This window comes from Streptomyces sp. NPDC050121 (assembly GCF_044460385.1).
GTDB classification, from domain to species: domain Bacteria; phylum Actinomycetota; class Actinomycetes; order Streptomycetales; family Streptomycetaceae; genus Streptomyces; species Streptomyces soliscabiei.
The window spans coordinates 1-2634 of sequence record NZ_JBITJV010000105.1 but is presented as its reverse complement, the minus strand read 5'-3'; the positions used below and the strand labels follow the sequence as shown (position 1 = coordinate 2634).

Below are 2634 nucleotides of genomic sequence, written 5' to 3'. Positions count from 1 at the left end.
GTGCCGTATCTCGCCCCACCAGCCGAGCGCGGTCAGCGCCAGGGTCAGCACCACCCCGGCCAGGATCGCGGTCGACGGCGCCACCACCTGGAGCAAGAGAGCGCCTGAGGCAGGCGCAAAGCCTTGCGGTCAGGCCGCCAAGGCTCGGACAAGCATCGTGCCCACGACCCTGCCCTCTGGCGGGTCGATCAGAGACGCGCACACGTCAGAGAAGCCGTGTCCCGTCAGGATGCGCCCCCACTCATCCGGAGTGCGGTCGTGCCGCAGTCCAGCCTTGGTCGGCTTGGGCCCATGACTGCCTGGTGGCAAATGTGAGAAGGCCAGGATGCCGCCCTGCGCCATACGCGAGCGGATCAGTGGAAGCAGAGTGTCCGGATCGACGAACCACACGGCGCCAAAGATCGAGAGGACGACATCGAATGTCTCGTCCGTCTCGTTCAGGAACGCCGTCGCCTCCGCCGTACGGAACTCAAGGCCCGGCAGGTTGCCCCAGCGCTCCCGCGCGACCGCCTCGCGGGCGGGGGCGATGTCCACCCCTTGACCAGTCGCGCCAAGCGTCACCAGGTGCGCGAGGTTGCTACCGCTCCCCGAGCCGAGTTCGAGCACCCGGCATCCGGCCACGGGACCCAGAACGCTCTCGTTCGGCCCGTGCTCGGCGTACTGGGTCCAGTTCAGCCATGTCGTATCGCCCTTGATGTTCACGGTCCTGCGTGGCTTGCTCTCGACCGCGTACCTGTCCCAGGACTCAGCCAATGACATCGGGGATCCTTTCCGGCAAGAGGGGCCCACCCCCAACGTACGGCGGCAGGCCCCAACTCACACGCTGCTCACTACTACTTGGGCGAGTCGTGACACCCGGCGTGGCACTGGTTGCAGTCGGCCGCGTCCTCCATGTCCCACAGGTCGGGATCGATCTCGAACCCGGCCGCCTTGATGGCCTTGATCGTCTGCTCCAGGACGAGCGGGCCACCGGTCCTGGGGCTGTGCCCGTCCCGCACCGCCTCGTCGTCGCTGACGCACTGGAGTCCGGCGGTCGTTGCCGAAAGCTCTGGGACGTGGTGGATGTACCGGCCGAAGTGCCGGCTGGTGAAATGGTGGTACGGGATCGAGTCGAGCATGAACGAGTGCCACGCTTCGTCCACCTGCTCAGATGGGCCCATGAGAAGGTCCGGGTTCTCGCCGCACGTGACCAGGTAGGCAATGGCCTGTCCGAACTTGGCCTCTGCCCGTTCGCGTGTGTTCTGCGGGTTGCGGAGGAGGAGGGCTACCTCCCGCTCCCAGACGTCCGGCGTGACGTACGCCTTCGGGTCACGGATCGCTACTGCCGTGCTCATGCTGGCTTACCTCCACGTAATTGGGGGTCCGTGGTGCTCCGGTCATGTCGCCCACCCCTGCACTCGGGGCACAGGCACGGCGGCATCAGGCCAGTAGCAAGGGGTTCCCCGCCCTCACCCTCGTACAGGGTTCGTGGCTTGGTCTGCGTGCCGTCGGCTCTCACCGTGTAAGTGCTGATGCGGATGGACATGACCACCATGTTCCGGATCGGACATGACCATTGCGGCGACGTTCAAGGCGTCCCTCGGGCGTCATGTCGGTGTCACCCCGAAGACGTCAAACCGGTGTCATTGGAGTCGTGGCGTGGCTACCCTCGGATCATGACGACTACGGCCGAGGGCGAGCGAATCCCCAACGACGTGCTGACCGCCGTACGCAAGTCGATGAACCTCAGCCAAGACGAGTTCGCCCGGGGCTTACGTGGCGCAGGCGAGGAGCTGGGGGAACCGAACGACGCCTCCAAGCGACTCGTGCAACGCTGGGAGTCCGGGGAGACCAGGACATGCCGCCCGCTGTATGCGCGCGCACTGAAGCGGTTCACCGGCCGTGCCCCCGAGTCGCTGGGGTTCGCGATTCCGATGGCACGCGTCCACTCGGACGGGGCAGGAGGCCACGACATGGAGGCTGGAGAAGTCAGCACGGCTGACGCTGTCACGAACCCGGAGCCAGAGCCGCAGAGCGAGTACGCGGGCATCTGGCTGTCCCGGTACGAGTTCTACTCGTCCAGCCGGGAGGAGGCGTTCGACTGCAAGCACCACGTCGTGATCGTCCAGCACGGCAACCGGCTGACGGCACAGAGCCTGCCCGGAGCGTCGACCAACCCGGACAGCCCGTTGTCTCTGGATCTCACGGTTGACCGGAACGTCGTCACCGGTACGTGGACCGAGCAGACGGCGGCCAACGGGTACTACCAGGGCGCCCGGTACCACGGTGCGATTCAGCTACTCATCGAGCCGACAGGCCGACGTATGGCGGGCAAGTGGGTCGGGTTCGGCAAAGACTTCGATGTGAACACGGGCCCATGGGAGCTGCGCCTGCTCGACCGATCGACAGGCCGCGCGAGCATCGAGCGGTACTCGACCACACCGCAGTGAGGGATCAGGGCGCTCTCCTGCATGGAAACAGCGGGAGCCGCCCCCTGTGCGGGTGCCTGGCCGCCGAGTCCGCCCGGCTGTTCACGCAAGCGGGCGCGCAGGATCGACGTCGACCACGACCGGCGCCCGTGCGTGGGCGCTGGGCCGCCTCCACGAGCCGATCCAACTGCGCGACATGGCCGAACAGGAGGCCATGTCCGTGCGG

General features: G+C 66.7%; 3 protein-coding genes. 1 reads left to right on the top strand and 2 read right to left on the bottom strand.

The features are described 5' to 3' along the window. Positions 1–129 precede the first annotated feature (129 nt). Both ACIBTS_RS49305 and ACIBTS_RS49300 read right to left on the bottom strand, forming a co-directional pair. Positions 130–759, bottom strand: a complete 630-nt coding sequence (locus ACIBTS_RS49305; RefSeq protein ID WP_399328541.1) for a class I SAM-dependent methyltransferase — start codon at positions 757–759, stop codon at positions 130–132. Positions 760–833: 74 nt separating this feature from the next. Beyond that, positions 834–1334: a glycine-rich domain-containing protein gene (locus ACIBTS_RS49300; protein ID WP_399328539.1), complete on the bottom strand. Its 501-nt coding sequence runs from the start codon at positions 1332–1334 to the stop codon at positions 834–836. Between the two features lie 321 nt (positions 1335–1655). On the opposite strand from ACIBTS_RS49300, the gene ACIBTS_RS49295 reads away from it, so the two are divergent. Then, positions 1656–2429 carry a helix-turn-helix domain-containing protein gene (locus ACIBTS_RS49295; RefSeq protein WP_399328537.1) on the top strand — a complete coding sequence of 258 codons (774 nt, stop codon included), beginning with the start codon at positions 1656–1658 and terminating at the stop codon, positions 2427–2429. Positions 2430–2634 lie beyond the last annotated feature (205 nt).